This is a genomic window from Allobosea sp. GW823-FHT01F03 (assembly GCF_058798075.1).
The window spans coordinates 521,556-535,417 of record NZ_CM179505.1 but is presented as its reverse complement, the minus strand read 5'-3'; the positions used below and the strand labels follow the sequence as shown (position 1 = coordinate 535,417).

Genomic DNA, 13,862 nt, shown 5'->3' with positions numbered 1-13,862 from the left:
CGCTCAGCGATAAAGATCCTCGCGCGACAGCGGCAGGCCGGACGGGCCCTTGCGGCGCTTGGAAACCAAGGTCTGGTTGACCAGCGCGCCGCCGCGCTCGAAGGCGAGCGAGCAACCGGCGAGATAGAGCAGCCACATCCGCGTCCGCTCGGCGCCGATCTCGGCCTCGGCCTCGGCCTTGCGGGCGTTCAGCCTCTCCCACCACAGCCGCGTCGTGCGCTGGTAGTGCTCGCGCCAGCCCTCGACATCATGGACCTCGAAGCCGTTGCGCTCAAGATTGGCGATCGACATGCCCAAATGGTCGAGCTCCCCGCCCGGGAAGATATAGCGCACCAGGGCGCGGTATTCGGCCGGCATCTTGTTGAAGGCCTTGTCGGTATTCTTCGCGCGGCGCGAAATAGTGTGGTGCAGATAGAGCCCCCGCGGCCGCAGCAGCCGGTTCACCGCCTGGAAATAGGTCGTGTGGTTGCGGATGCCGACCTGCTCGAACATGCCGATCGAGGAGATCTTGTCGAAGACGCCCTCCATCTGGGTGAAATCCTTGAGATGCAGCGTGACCCGGTCCTGCAGCCCGAGCCGCTCGACCTTCTCGCGCGCAAACTTCAGCTGCTCCTCGGCCAGCGTCACCCCATGCGCCTCGACCCCGTAATGCTGAGCGGCGTGGCAGATCAGGGCGCCCCAGCCGCAGCCGATATCGAGCAGCTTGTCGCCGGGCTTCAGCCGCAGCTTGCGGCAGATCATGTCGAGCTTGTCGCGCTGCGCGCGGGCGATATCGCCGTGATCCTCGGCGAAGTAGGCGCAGGTATAGACCATCTCCTCATCGAGGAAGAGCCGGTAGAATGCGTTCGAGACATCGTAGTGATAGGCGACATTGGCCTTGTTGGTGGCTGGGTCGCCATCACGGGCGATCTCGTCGCCCTTGCGATGCGTCACCGCCGCCGAAGCCTTGCCCGGCGCGAAGATGAAGCGCCGGACCAGGTCGAAGACCGCCGCCTTCGAAATGCCGCGCGCCAGGCGCCCGACCTTGCCCTCCGGCCGCGCCGCGGCGAGGTCGAAGATCGAGCCGTTCTCGATCGCGATCCGGTCGGCGATATGCAGATGCAGCAAGGTGTCGAGCTTCGGCTTGCGCAACAGCGCCGCGACGACGCCGGAATCGCGGATCGCGATCATCAGCCCGTCCTGCGGCCAGTCGGCCGGCACGCGCGAGCCATCCCATAGCGAGAAGCCGAGTTTCAGCCCGAGCTTCGCATGGGCCTCGGACAGAAGCCGCCGGAGTGCCTCGATACGTTCGACGTCGCCACCCATGCCGATACCTTGCTCGTTGACCTTGCGGCCTTTAGGCCGCAGGACGCCGGCCATTGCAACCGCGTTCACGCATGCGCCCGGCAATGCACTGGCATGCACGCGGCGCAACAGCGCCATGCACCGCAGCATCGGCGCCCGCGAACCTGCACAATCATTAACCTGCGCTGATCCAAAGACGACGTGGCGCCACCGCGCCGACCGATTCTGGAGCCCATGATGTCGTCAGCCGACCATCTCAGCCGTCGTCTTGATTTCCTGAAGTTCGACGCCGAGACGCGCGCGCATATGGCCGATGTCGAGGATGTGGTTCGTGCCGCTCTGCCCGCGGCGCTCGACGCCTTCTATGATCAGATCGCCCGCTTCCCCGAGGCGAGCGCCTTCTTCAAATCGGCTGGCCAGGCCGACAAGGCCAAGAGCCGGCAGCTCGATCACTGGCGGGCCATCGCCAGCGGCCGCCAGGATCAGGACTATGTCCGCTCCGTCACCACCATCGGCGAGGTCCATGCCCGCATCGGGCTGGAGCCGCGCTGGTACATCGGCGGCTATGCCCTGCTGCTCGAGCAGATCATCGGCAAGGTGCTGGAGGAGCGCTGGCCGAAAAGCCGCTTCGGCGGCAGGATTCCCGGCGCGGCCGAGCGCGGCGCCGAGATCGGTGCCATCCTCAAGGCCGCCATGCTCGACATGGACTATGCCATTTCCGTCTATGTGCAGGCCTCCGAGCAAGCCCGGATGAAAGCCGAGGCCGAGGCCCGTGCCCGGGACGAGGCCAAGACCCGCCTGCGCGACAAGGCGATCGGCTATGTCGGCGCCGCCATGGCCGCGCTCGCCGAGGGTGACCTCAGCCACCGCGTGCCCGACGACATGCCGGAGGAATATGCCAGCATCCGCGAGCATTTCGACCACGCCATGAGCCGGCTCGGCGAGATGGTCGCGACCATCAAGGCGAGCTCGATCGCGATCGCGGCATCCTCGCAGGAAATCAATTCGGGCGCGGACGATCTCTCCTCGCGCACCGAGCAGCAGGCTGCCGCCCTGCAGCAGACGGCGGCCACCACCGAGCAGCTCAACGCCTCCGTCAAGAGTTCCGCCCAGTCCTCGCGCGAATCCCTCGTTCTGGCCGACAATGCCTCCAACGTCGCCCGCACCGGCGGCGAGATCGTCAGAGACGCGATCAAGGCGATGGAGCGGATCGAAGAAGCCTCGAAGAAGATCTCCGAGATCACCAGCGTCATCGACGGCATCGCCTTCCAGACCAACCTCCTGGCTCTGAACGCCGCCGTCGAGGCCGCCCGCGCCGGCGATGCCGGACGCGGCTTCGCTGTCGTCGCGGCCGAGGTGCGCGCGCTGGCGCAGCGCTCGGCCGGCGCCGCCAAGGACATCACCGCCTTGATCGGCTCGTCCGACGCCGAGGTCGTCGAGGGCGTGCGCCTGGTGCGTCAGGCCGGCGAGACGCTGGAGAAGATCGTCAATGCCTCGACGCAGGTCTCCTCGACCGTCGGCGAAATCGCGGCGGCGGCCGGCGAGCAGGCCAATGGCATCGACGAGATGGCCCGTACCGTCAGCCATATGGACGAGATGACCCAGAGCAACGCCGCCCTGGCCGAGCAGAGCGCGGCTTCCGCCCGGACCCTGCTCGAGCAGATCGAAAGGCTCAACCTGTTGATGAGCGCCTTCCGGACGACGGACAGCACAGCTGCGAAGCCCGCAGCTGACCGGCGCGCCGCCTGAAGGCCTTTGACCAAGCCTCGCCGGCGCGCTCAGAAGTCGCTGGCGATGCCCTTCACTTCCCAGTCGTCATAGCGCACCGGCTCGAGACCGCCACGCCCGGCGATCTCCTTGTCACGCCCGAGTTGCGCCGCCTTGGCATCGAGGGCGGCCCGCCGGGCCGCCGCCTCGGCGAGGGCGCGTTGCGCCGCCGGCGACAATGTCCTGGCGGCCGGCTGCTCGACAGCCTCGTCGCTCTCCGCTTTCGCGCCCATACTCGCACCATTCTCTTGCAGAATACGCCTCGCCTTCACCACATAGGGATGAATGCGGCGCCAGGCGAGGCCAGACCGGCACAAAGGCTCGAACCCGCGAGGAAAAGCGATGAACTACGTCCGTACCGGCATGCTGATGGCGGCCTTGACCGCGTTGTTCGGCGCGGTCGGCTATCTGCTGGCCGGCGCCGGCGGCATGATGATCGCGCTCGGCATCGCGGTCGCGACCAACCTGTTCAGCTATTGGAACTCGGACAAGCTCGCGCTCGCCGCCCATAATGCCGAGGAAGTCGACGAGCGCCGCGCGCCGGAGCTCTACGGCATGGTGCGCGACCTCGCGGCACGAGCCAGCATGCCGATGCCGCGCGTCTACATCATCCACGAGGACCAGCCCAACGCCTTCGCGACCGGCCGCAATCCGCAAAACGCCGCGGTCGCCGCCACGACGGGCATCCTGCGCACGCTCAGCTATGACGAGCTTGCCGGCGTGATGGCGCACGAGCTGGCCCATATCAAAAATCACGACACGCTGACCATGACGATCACCGCGACCATGGCCGGCGCGATCTCGACCATCGCCAGCTTCGGCATGTTCTTCGGCTCGCGCGACCAGCGTCCGAACTTCATCGTCCAGATGCTCGTCATGGTGCTGGCGCCGCTGGCGGCGACGATCATCCAGATGGCGATCTCGCGCTCGCGCGAATACGAGGCCGACCGCCTCGGCGGCGAGATTTGCGGCAATCCGGCCGCGCTCGCCGACGCGCTCGCCAAGATCGCCGGCGGGGTCGCCCATATTCCCAACGAGACGGCGGAACAGAAGCCTGCTACGGCGCATATGTTCATCATCAACCCGCTGAGCGGACGCGGCATGGATTCCCTGTTCTCAACCCACCCCGACACCGGCAATCGCATCGCCGCGCTGATGGAGCAGGCGCGCGCCATGGGCCTTTCCGGCCAGGCCGGCGGCTTCCTGCGCGGCGCGGCGCAAAGTCCTTTCGGCAGCGGCCGCGAACCTGGGCCTTGGGGCTGAGATGGCACGCTCCGAAACCGCCGCGCCCTCGCCCGAAGCAAAGCCGCGTGACGATGCCCCCGGGCTCGCCGCGCGCCGGCTGGCAGCGGAACTGATCGACGAGGTCCTGCGCGCCGGGACCGCCCTCGACGAGACCTATGAACGCATGGCTGCAATGGCGAAGCTGGAGCCGGCCGATGCCGGTCTCGCCCGCGCCATCGCCACGGTCGCCTTCCGCCGCCTCGGCGCGATCCGCCACATCATCGCTGCAAGGCTCGAGCGCGGCAGCCCGCGCAATGCCGGACCATTCGAGCCGATCATGGTCGCCGCGGCGGCACAATTGCTCTTTCTCGACGTTCCCGACCATGCCGCCGTCGACCTCGCCATCCGCCATCTCCACGAGGATGCGCGCTCGTCACGCTATGTCTCGCTCGGCAATGCCCTGCTGCGCCGCCTGGCGCGGGAGCGCGACACCATCCTCGCCGAACTCGATCCCCTGATCGATGCGCCGGAATGGCTGGGCGAGAGCTGGATCCGCCATTACGGCGCCGAGACCGCCAGCGCCATCGCCCTGGCCCATGCGCAAGAGCCGCCGCTCGACCTGACCGTCAAAGCCGACGCCGCCGGCTGGGCCGAAAAGCTCGACGGCATCGTGCTGCCGACCGGCTCGGTCCGGCTGCGAGGCCGGGAGAGCGTCACCTCCCTGCCCGGTTTCGCCGAGGGCGAATGGTGGGTCCAGGACGCCGCCGCCGCCCTGCCGGCCCTGCTGCTGGCGGCCAAACCCGGCGAGCGTGTCGCCGATCTCTGCGCCGCTCCCGGCGGCAAGACGGCACAGCTCGTGGCCGCCGGCGCCGATGTCACGGCGGTCGACCGCTCCGGCCCGCGCCTGCGCCGCCTGGCCGCAAATCTGGAGCGGCTCGGCCAGAAAGCGCAGATCGTCACCGCCGATGCCGCCCGCTATGAGGCGGAGCCGTTTGACGCCGTGCTGCTCGATGCACCCTGCAGCGCCACCGGCACGATCCGCCGCCATCCCGACGTCGCCTGGACCAAGCGCCCCGAGGACATCGCCAAGCTCACCGCCCTTCAGGCACGCCTGCTCGACCAGGCCGCGAAGCTGACACGCCCCGGCGGCCGCCTGATCTACTGCACCTGTTCGCTCGAGCCGGAGGAAGGCGAGGCGCAGATCGCAGCCTTCCTCGAACGCCAGCCCGGTTTTGCCCGGCAGCCGATCGCGGCGGCGGAAATCGGCGGGATCGCCGAGGCCCTGACCCCTCTCGGCGAGCTGAGGACGCTCCCGCACCAGCTTGCCGGCGAAACGCCGCGGCTTTCGGGATGGGCGGGATTTTACGCATGTCGCCTGATCAGGCTATGACTTTGCCGGATTCGTCACATGGCGCGTGGCGAAAGGGCGGAACGGACAGCGGCATTGAAGAGCTGGTCTGAGCGGGGAGGCCTGGCACGCGCGGCGACCGCCCGCGCGGCAAAGCGCACGCGCGGGCAGATCGTCGGAGCCGTCCGCGCACTCTGGCCGTTCAGACGCATGAAGGCGAACCGCCTGCTCTTTGCGCCGCACGACCTGCGCACCGCCGACCCGACCACGGCGAGCGACATCTATTCCGGCTATTTCGCCTTCGCCGGCCGAACGGTGAACAGCCACGGCGAATCGCCTTTCGAGATCGAGCCGCCGACACCGGCCTGGGCGGAGGCGCTGCTCGGCTTCTCCTGGCTTCGGCATCTGCGCGCCGCCGACACCGCGATCGCCCGCGCCAATGCCCGCGCTTTGGTCGAAGAATTCATCGGCAACCGGCATGATCGCGGCGAGATCGCGCGCCGGCCGGCCGTCGCGGCACGGCGGCTGATCTCCTTCCTCTCGCATTCGCCGCTCCTGCTCGAGGGCGCCGACCATGTCTTCTACGAGCGCTTCGTCCGCCAGATCGTCCAGACCGCGGACCGGCTGCAGCTGGCGCTGGCCGGCGCGGTCGAAGGCGTGGCGCGCCTGCAATGCCTGATCGCAGTCTCCTTCGCGGCAATCAGCCTCGACGGCCAGGAGCGCCGCCTGCGGCGCCTCGAAGCGGCATTGTCGGACGAGCTGGAACGGCAGATCCTTCCCGATGGTGGCCATCTCAGCCGCAATCCGCGCATCATCATCGAATTGCTGCTCGACCTCTTGCCGCTGCGCGAGACCTTTGCAGCGCGCGGCCTGGAGCCGCCCCGCAGCATCATCATGGCGATCGACCGGATGATGCCGCATTTGCGGCTGTTCCGGCATGGCGACGGCGCGCTCGCCCTGTTCAACGGCATGGGCGCGACCCCGCCCGACCTGATGGCCACCCTCGCCGCCTATGACGACGCCCGGGCCCGGCCGATCGAGCATGCCGCCTATGCCGGCTATGATCGGCTCGCTGCCGGCACGGGCACGGTGATCGTCGATGCCGGCCCGCCGCCTCGCGGCGCGAACTCCGTCGAGGCCCATGCCGGCTGCCTGAGCTTCGAATTCTCCAGCGCCGCGCAGCGCATCATCGTGAATTGCGGTGCCAGCCGCTACGGCTCGCCGGAATTGCGGCTCGCCGCCCGCGCCACGGCAGCACATTCCACCGTGACCCTCGACGACCGCTCCAGCTGCGTCTTCGGGCTGGTGCTCGGCGAGCGGCGGATCACCGCCGGCCCCGCCGAGATCCGTGCCGCCCGCCAGGAGACCGAGCAGGGCGTCGAATGGGTCGCCAGCCATGACGGCTACAAGCGGAGCTTCGGCGTCGTCCATACGCGTCGCCTGGTGCTTGCTCCGGGCGGCAACCAGTTGCTCGGCGAGGATGAGATCAGCCCCTCGCCGACCATGGCGAGTCTGCCCGCCGCCGCGCGCTTCCACCTCCACCCGAACGTCAAGCCGAGCCTGATCCGCGAGGGCCAGGGCGCGCTGCTGGCGCTGCCCTCCGGCGAGGTCTGGGCCTTCGAGGCTTCGGGCCTGCCCGTCACATTGGAGGAAAGCGTCTTTTTCGCCGCGGCCGACGGCCGCCGGCGCACCTCTCAACTGATTATCGAGTTCGACGCCGCCACGACTCCGCGGATTTCCTGGCGCCTTGCGAAGCTTGGCACCGCCGGACGGCTTCCCCCCGGGACCGATACGGAAGCGGAAGGCGGGCCGGCCCCGGTCGATCAGCCGCCGCAAGGCTGAGAGACGATAAGGACAGGGCCGGGTTGCCTCGGTTGTGCTTTGCAGCGAGGCGCTGGCGTGATAGGGCGCGCGAGACTTTTTGCGGTGTGCCGCGCAACTTTTGGACCTTTTTCCTCATGCCGAATGAACTTCGCCGCATCGAGCGCGCGCTGCTTTCCGTCTCCGACAAGACCGGCCTGATCGAGTTCGCACGGGCGCTCTCGCGCCTGGGCATCGCGCTGGTCTCGACCGGCGGCACCGCCAAGGCGATCGCCGAAGCCGGGCTCGCCGTGACCGACGTCTCCGACCTCACCGGTTTCCCGGAGATGATGGATGGCCGCGTCAAGACCTTGCACCCCAAGGTCCATGGCGGGCTGCTCGCGATCCGCTCGCATCCCGAGCATCAGGCTTCGATGCTCGGCCATGGCATCAAGCCGATCGACCTCTTGGTGGTGAACCTCTACCCGTTCGAGGCGACCGTCGCGGCCGGCAAGCCCTATGACGACTGCATCGAGAACATCGACATCGGCGGTCCCGCGATGATCCGCGCCGCCGCCAAGAACCATCAGGACGTCGCCGTCGTCGTCGAGCCCAGCGATTATGCCGCTGTCCTCGCCGATCTCGAGGCTCACAAGGGCGCGACCACGCTGACGCTACGCCGCAAGCTCGCGCAAAAGGCCTATGCCCGCACCGCTGCCTATGATGCGGCGATCTCCAACTGGTTCGCCGGCGAGCTCGGCGACACCTCGCCGGCCTTCCGCGCGCTGGGCGGTGCCCTCGCCGAGACCATGCGCTATGGCGAGAACCCGCATCAATGGGCCGCCTTCTACCGCACCCCGGAGCAGCGCCCGGGCGTCGCCACCGCGCGCCAGGTCCAGGGCAAGCAGCTCTCCTACAACAACATCAACGACACCGACGCCGCCTTCGAATGCGTCGCCGAGTTCGATCCGGCCCGCACTGCGGCCTGCGTCATCGTCAAGCATGCCAATCCCTGCGGCGTCGCCGAGGGCTCTTCGCTGCTCGAAGCCTATGAGCGCGCCCTCGCCTGCGACCCCGTCTCGGCCTTCGGCGGCATCGTCGCGCTCAACCGCAAGCTCGACGCGCAGGCGGCGAAGAAGATCGTCGAGATCTTCACCGAGGTGATCATCGCCCCAGACGCCGACGAGGAGGCGATCGCCCTCATCGCCGCCAAGAAGAATCTGCGCCTGCTCCTGACCGGCGGCCTGCCGGATGTCCGCAAGGCCGGCCTTGCCCTGCGCACCGTCGCCGGCGGCTTCCTGGCGCAGGCCCGCGACAATGCGGTGGTCGACGACATGGAGCTCAAGGTGGTGACCAGGCGCCAGCCGAGCGAGGCCGAGCTCGCCGATCTGCGCTTCGCCTTCCGCGTCGCCAAGCACGTCAAGTCGAACGCCATCGTCTACGCCAAGAACCTCGCCACCGTCGGTGTCGGCGCCGGCCAGATGAGCCGCGTCGACTCCTCGCGCATCGCCGCCTGGAAGGCCGGCGAGGCCGCCAAGGCGGCCGGCGTGCCCGAGAGCCTGGCCAGGGGTTCGGTCGTCGCCTCCGACGCCTTCTTCCCCTTCGCCGACGGCCTGCTCGCCGCGGCCGAGGCCGGAGCGACGGCGGTGATCCAGCCCGGCGGCTCGATGCGTGACGACGAGGTGATCAAGGCCGCCGACGAAGCCGGCCTCGCCATGGTCTTCACCGGCCACCGCCATTTCCGGCACTGAGACGAAACGGGAGAAGCCGGATGCACACCGTCAAGGTCATCGCCGCCGGCTTCGCCCTGCTCGGCCTCCTGCTCGTGCTGGCACCGCGCCTGAACACCGGCGGGCGCCATCCCGTCATCTTCGCGATGCGGCTGTTCATCCCGCTCTGGTTCGTCGCCTCGGTGATCAACCTGATCGTCGGCATCAACAGCGCCGGCTACACCTTCCTGCAGGAGGCGCCGATCCTGCTCCTCGTCTTCGGCGTGCCGGCGGCGGTCGCTGCCCTGATCTGCTGGCGCTTCGACGGGAGAACACGGTGAGCCTTGCTTCGGTCCGCGCCTTCTTCGCGCAGCATGCCCCGGATATCGAGATCCTCGAAACCTCGGGCAGCAGCGCCACGGTGGCGCTCGCCGCCGAGGCCTTCGGCGTCGAGCCCGCCCGCATCGCCAAGACATTGTCGCTGCGGCTCGGCGAGCGCGTCGTCCTGCTCGTCACCCGCGGCGATGCCCGGCTCGACAACAGGAAGACCAAAGCCGCCTTCGGCACCAAGCCGCGCATGCTCGACCTCGAGGAGGTCGCAGCGATCACCGGCCATCCGGTCGGCGGCGTCTGCCCCTTCGGTTTGCTGAACCCGCTGCAGGTCTATTGCGACGTCTCGCTGAAGGCCTTCGACGAGGTCGTGCCTGCCGCGGGCTCGACCCAGAGCGCCGTCCGGATCAGCCCCGAGCGAATGGTCGCGCTGACCGGCGCGGAATGGGTCGATGTCTGCCAGGAGGCACCCACCCTGCCCGCCGAGGACGCCATCGTCGAGCCGGCCTGAGGCCGCTCAGCCAGGGCTGCGGGCGATCAGCGCCATCGCCGCCGCCGGATTGCGGATCTTGGCGCCGCTGATCACATAAAGAAAGACGTCGCGCGGACGCCTTTCCGCCGCCGGCGCCAGCGCTTCGCGATCGGCGGGCATGCCGCCTTCGGACCAGGCGTGAGCACGCTCGGCCCAGAGGTCGAGCTGCTTCTCGGAATAGCCCTTCGGCTCGGCCTCGCTGGTGCCCATGATGCGGGCGTAGACGAAAGGCGCGGTGACGTCGGCGATCTCCGGATACTCCGAATCGCCGGCGCTGATCACGGCGACACCGTATTCGCGGAGCAGGGCGACGAAATCGGGCGAGCGGAAGCTCGGGTGACGGACCTCGACCGCATGGCGCAGGGCAATGCCGTCGACCTCCTTGGGCAGGAGTTTGAGGAAGGCCTCGAAATCGGCGGGATCGAAGGCCTTCGTCGCCATGAACTGCCAGTTGATCGGGCCGAGCTTTTCCTTCAGCTCCGCAATGCCCGAGGTCACGAACTTCTCCACTGACGGCCCGGCCTCGGCCAGGACGCGCCGATTGGTGCAGAAGCGTGAGCCCTTCAGCGCGAAGACGAAACCATCAGGCGTCTCGGCCCGCCATTTGGCGAAGCTTTCCGGCTTCTGCGAGCCGTAATAGGTGCCATTGACCTCGATCGAGCTCAGCTTGCTGCCGGCATATTCGAGCTCGCGCTTCTGCGGCAGGCCGTCGGGATAGAAGCTGGCGCGCCAGGGCTCGAACACCCAGCCGCCAATGCCGATGCGGATCTTGCCGCTGGATTTGCCGGGCATCTCGATCTCCCTTGCGATGGCTCGAGCGAAGCGCTCGCTCTGGTCCGGATCGTGCCGATCCGTCGATCATGGCAAGGCCATTATGGCAGCCGCGGCGCCTGAACGCGCACGGTTTCCTGCATCGTCCCGACAAAGGCTGTCAGCAGCGCACGCGAAAAACCCCGCAGGGCGAACCTGCGGGGTTTTCCGAATTTGGTTGCGGGGCACACAACCACCGATGCCGACATTCGTTAGAGGTGATGAGCTGACGCTACGTGTCGTTTCCAAACCCTCAACATGAAACTTTCGCTCCTAGGCGAAAGACAAAGATTAAGGCTCGTAATAGCGAGCGGGCGTCAAACCCACGAGCCCGCCATCCCTCAGGTGTCCGCGTCGAGTATCCCTTCTCTTCCGGGCCCAGGCCGCCTACGGACCCGGGCCAGATAGGCGGCGTTCCGGCAGAACTCCGGTGCCGGCCCGGGCGCACCGCTATCGAGCCAGTCGCGGCACGCGCAGGCGTGAGGGCAGGACAGGCAAAGGCGGGCGGCCATGGCAAAAGTGCCGCCGAAATCGTCCTTGGCCGCCGCTCCGGGATCGACGCCCGCCCTCTCGATCATCTCGCGAAACAAGCCCGCCTGGCGCCGCACCCTTTCGAACCGGGGCCATCGCCGCGCCGCCTTCTGCCCTTGTAGCCGTGGATGCATGATGCGCTCCCTTGCAAGAGGGATGATGCAGGGTAGGCGCAGCCACCACCGGATTCTTTGACCCAGCACAAGGACGAGACGTCCCCAGCCTGACAATTTACGCTGGCGTTTCACCCCATCCGTGAATTTGGTCGAGATCGAATTCGCTCGCCATCAGGAGTCTTTTCGACGCGGGCGGTCAACTTGAGCCATCGCGCTGGTTAGCGTGGATGCATGGCCGCTCTCGGCGATCATGATGCATCGACGGCAATCCGGCAGGAGAGCTTGCTTTTGAGCCGTGAGATCGAATCTCCGAAACTGGCAGCGGCCCTCATCGAGGCGGTGACGGGAATCGGCCTGGCCTTCGTCGACGAGACAGGCCGGATCGGCAGCTGGAACACCGGCGCCGAGCAGATCACGGGCTGGAGCCGGGCCGAGATTCTGAGCAGCGACCTCGCATGCCTCTTCGTTGCTGCGGAGCCGGGCGTGACAGCCTCTCTGCTCGCCGCGGCGCAGGTGACCGGCGGGAGCGAGACACAGCGCATCTGCCGGCGCCGGGATGGGGCATCGTTCACCGCACAACTCTCGATCGCGACCGTGAAGGCGCAGCCCGACTGCCCTCGCGGCTATGCGCTCGTCCTGCGTGACATCTCCGAACAGCTCCAGGCCGAGGAAGCCCACACGGTCCGCGAGGCGCATCTACGCTCCATCCTCGAGACGATCCCCGACGCCATCGTCGTGATCGACGAGGACGGCCGGATCCAGTCCTTCAGCGCGGCAGCGGTCCGGCAGTTCGGCTACGGTCGCAGCGAAGTCATCGGCGAGGACGTCAAGATACTGATGCCCAGCCCCTACCGGCATCATCACGACAGCTACATCAAGCGCTATCTCACCACCGGCGAGCGCAGGATCGTCGGCATCGGGCGGGTCGTCGTCGGCCAGCGCAAGGACGGCTCGACCTTTCCGATGGAGCTCGCCGTCGGAGAGATGCATTCGGGCGGTCGGCGCTACTTCACCGGCTTCATCCGCGACCTGACCGAGCGCCAGAAGACCGAAACCCGCCTGCAGGAGCTGCAATCCGAGCTCGTCCACATGTCGCGCTTCACGGCGCTGGGCGAGATGGCATCGACGCTGGCCCATGAGATCAACCAGCCGCTGACGGCCATCGCGAACTACCTGAAGGGGTGCCGCCGGATTCTCCAGCGCATGGAAGGCGAAACCGCCCGCCTGCTGGAGGACGGCGTCACGAAAGCGGCCGATCAGGCGCTGCGCGCCGGCCAGGTGATCCGGCATCTGCGCGAATTCGTGCAGCGCGGCGAAAGCGAGCGCCGGATCGAGCCTCTCGCCAAGTTGATCGAGGAGGCCAGCGCGCTGGCCATGGTCGGCGCCCGCGAAAGGGGGGTGCACATCGCCTATCTCCTCGACCCCCGCGCGGCCTTTACGCTGGCCGACCGCATCCAGATCCAGCAAGTGCTGCTGAACCTGATCCGCAATGCGATCGAGGCGATGGATGGCGAGGAGCGGCGCGAACTGATCGTCGAGTCCCGACGCGTCAGCGAGGAGATGCTGGAGATCTCGGTCCGCGATACCGGTACGGGCCTGGCTCCCGAAATCATAGACCAGCTTTTCCAGCCTTTTGTCACGACCAAGCAGCATGGCATGGGCGTCGGGCTCTCGATCTGCCGCACCATCGTCGAGGCGCATGGCGGAAAGATCTCGGCTGTGTCGGAGCGGGGACGCGGAACCTGCTTCACCTTTTCACTACGCGCCGTCGACCCGGAGGAGCTGGCTCATGCAGGGTGATGCCATCGTCCATATTGTCGACGATGATCTGGCTGTCCGGCAGTCGCTCTCGTTCCTGCTGGCTTCCGACGGGTTTCCAGTCAGGCTGCACGAATCCGCCAGCCAGTTTCTCGACAACGTCAGAGAGGCGCCGACGGGCTGCATCATCACCGATGTGCGCATGCCGGGGATCGACGGCATTGAATTCCTCCGCGGCCTCGCCCTGCGCGGCTTCAGCCTTCCGGTGATCGTGATGACCGGCCATGCGGATGTGTCGCTCGCCGTCGAGGCGATGAAGGAGGGGGCTGTCGACTTCATCGAGAAGCCCTTCGACGACGAACTGCTGCTCGCCGCGGTGCGCGCGGCCCTCGACCGGCACCAGCGCAGGACGCAGCGCGAGGCGCAGGGCATCGACATCCTGGTGCGCCTCAAATCGCTGAGCGAGCGCGAGAAGCAGGTGCTCGACCGTCTCGTCGAAGGCAAGGCCAACAAGGTGATCGCGCATGAACTCGGCATCAGCCCCAGAACGGTCGAGATCTACCGGGCCAATGTCATGACCAAGATGCGGGCTGCGAGCCTGCCCGAGCTCGTTCGCTTCGCCCTGCTGGTCGGCGACAACGCCCCCTGAGATC

Annotated in this window: 13 protein-coding genes; 9 read left to right on the top strand and 4 right to left on the bottom strand. The window is 67.5% G+C overall.

Features of this window, described 5'->3' with window-relative positions; all coding sequences use genetic code 11:
* Positions 1-3: 3 nt before the first annotated feature.
* The gene (locus AC3RCC_RS02535) at positions 4-1,374 is read right to left on the bottom strand and encodes a class I SAM-dependent methyltransferase (RefSeq protein ID WP_492257495.1); all 1,371 of its coding nucleotides are present in this window, start codon (positions 1,372-1,374) and stop codon (positions 4-6) included.
* 147 nt (positions 1,375-1,521) lie between these two features.
* Between AC3RCC_RS02535 and AC3RCC_RS02530 the strand changes: the two genes are divergently transcribed.
* On the top strand, positions 1,522-3,033 hold the full coding sequence (locus AC3RCC_RS02530) for a methyl-accepting chemotaxis protein (RefSeq protein WP_492257494.1): 1,512 nt from the start codon (positions 1,522-1,524) through the stop codon (positions 3,031-3,033).
* Positions 3,034-3,062: 29 nt separating this feature from the next.
* Here AC3RCC_RS02530 and AC3RCC_RS02525 read toward each other — a convergent pair whose 3' ends face one another.
* Positions 3,063-3,284, bottom strand: coding sequence for a DUF1674 domain-containing protein (locus tag AC3RCC_RS02525; RefSeq protein ID WP_291641487.1), 222 nt, complete (start codon positions 3,282-3,284; stop codon positions 3,063-3,065).
* A gap of 109 nt (positions 3,285-3,393) precedes the next feature.
* On the opposite strand from AC3RCC_RS02525, the gene htpX reads away from it, so the two are divergent.
* The 6 genes from htpX (at position 3,394) to AC3RCC_RS02495 (ending at position 9,973) form a co-directional block, all read left to right on the top strand.
* On the top strand, positions 3,394-4,314 hold the full coding sequence (htpX, locus tag AC3RCC_RS02520) for a zinc metalloprotease HtpX (protein WP_492257493.1): 921 nt from the start codon (positions 3,394-3,396) through the stop codon (positions 4,312-4,314).
* 1 nt (position 4,315) lies between these two features.
* Positions 4,316-5,665 (top strand): RsmB/NOP family class I SAM-dependent RNA methyltransferase, encoded by a 1,350-nt coding sequence (locus AC3RCC_RS02515; RefSeq protein ID WP_492257492.1) that lies wholly within the window; start codon positions 4,316-4,318, stop codon positions 5,663-5,665.
* Positions 5,666-5,719: 54 nt separating this feature from the next.
* Positions 5,720-7,465: a heparinase II/III family protein gene (locus AC3RCC_RS02510; protein ID WP_492257491.1), complete on the top strand. Its 1,746-nt coding sequence runs from the start codon at positions 5,720-5,722 to the stop codon at positions 7,463-7,465.
* 116 nt (positions 7,466-7,581) lie between these two features.
* A complete protein-coding gene (gene purH / locus AC3RCC_RS02505; RefSeq protein WP_492257490.1) occupies positions 7,582-9,174 on the top strand; it encodes a bifunctional phosphoribosylaminoimidazolecarboxamide formyltransferase/IMP cyclohydrolase in 1,593 nt (530 codons plus the stop codon).
* Between the two features lie 20 nt (positions 9,175-9,194).
* Positions 9,195-9,473, top strand: coding sequence for a hypothetical protein (locus AC3RCC_RS02500; protein WP_291641477.1), 279 nt, complete (start codon positions 9,195-9,197; stop codon positions 9,471-9,473).
* Positions 9,470-9,973: a YbaK/EbsC family protein gene (locus AC3RCC_RS02495; protein ID WP_492257489.1), complete on the top strand. Its 504-nt coding sequence runs from the start codon at positions 9,470-9,472 to the stop codon at positions 9,971-9,973. The genes AC3RCC_RS02500 and AC3RCC_RS02495 overlap by 4 nt, the downstream gene beginning before the upstream one ends.
* A gap of 6 nt (positions 9,974-9,979) precedes the next feature.
* Here the strand turns inward: AC3RCC_RS02495 and AC3RCC_RS02490 are convergent, their stop codons facing one another.
* Complete coding sequence (locus AC3RCC_RS02490) at positions 9,980-10,786, bottom strand: DUF72 domain-containing protein (protein WP_492257488.1); 807 nt, start codon at positions 10,784-10,786, stop codon at positions 9,980-9,982.
* Between the two features lie 359 nt (positions 10,787-11,145).
* Entirely contained in the window at positions 11,146-11,382 is a 237-nt protein-coding gene (locus AC3RCC_RS02485; protein WP_492258734.1) for a DUF6455 family protein, read from the bottom strand.
* A 300-nt stretch (positions 11,383-11,682) separates the two neighbouring features.
* On the opposite strand from AC3RCC_RS02485, the gene AC3RCC_RS02480 reads away from it, so the two are divergent.
* Both AC3RCC_RS02480 and fixJ read left to right on the top strand, forming a co-directional pair.
* Positions 11,683-13,251 (top strand): PAS domain-containing sensor histidine kinase, encoded by a 1,569-nt coding sequence (locus AC3RCC_RS02480; RefSeq protein WP_492257487.1) that lies wholly within the window; start codon positions 11,683-11,685, stop codon positions 13,249-13,251.
* Positions 13,241-13,858 carry a response regulator FixJ gene (fixJ, locus tag AC3RCC_RS02475; protein WP_291641469.1) on the top strand — a complete coding sequence of 206 codons (618 nt, stop codon included), beginning with the start codon at positions 13,241-13,243 and terminating at the stop codon, positions 13,856-13,858. The genes AC3RCC_RS02480 and fixJ overlap by 11 nt, the downstream gene beginning before the upstream one ends.
* The last annotated feature ends 4 nt before the right edge of the window (positions 13,859-13,862 follow it).